Annotated in this window: 1 protein-coding gene; it reads right to left on the minus strand. The window is 65.0% G+C overall.

What is annotated here, in order from left to right; all coding sequences use genetic code 11:
• Window positions 1-199: 199 nt before the first annotated feature.
• Window positions 200-480: Hsp20/alpha crystallin family protein (locus AC5RWU_RS24585; RefSeq protein ID WP_493986782.1), on the minus strand; the 281-nt coding region annotated here is incomplete at its 5' end.

A 480-nucleotide genomic window follows, 5' to 3' on the forward strand; every position in this document is an offset into this window, starting at 1 on the left:
AGACGGCCAGCAGATCACAGAACGCCGCTGCCGCGCGCACCGGATCATAGCGGGCCCCCTCCCCCAATCCCATGGCTGGATTCTCCCCCGGACCCCGCACACAGGGAAGCGGCAAAGATGTTTATGACGAACGAAGGAAAAAGGCCCAGGAAAAGGGGACCGGGCATCTTTCAAAGACGCCCGGTCCCTCCGGTATGTGTCAGGATCCGGCCTTCTGCTGCCCGGCCGATTCCTGCCCGGCCGGTTTCTGTTCGGCTGGGGCTTCGACTGCTTCCTGGCGGTGTCCGGCAACCACTTCGATCTTCCGGCGCCTGGCGGCTTCGCTGACCGGAATGGTCACACTCAGCACCCCGTTGTCATAGTGCGCCGAAATCGCCTCGACATCGATGTCCTGGCCCAGGGTCAGCTGGCGCAGGAAGGAGCCGCTCTCGCGCTCCCGCAGCAGCCACTGCGTACCCTCGTGCTCGGGCAGGGTCCGCT

The sequence above is a fragment of the Arthrobacter sp. B0427-1-12 genome, assembly GCF_059092905.1.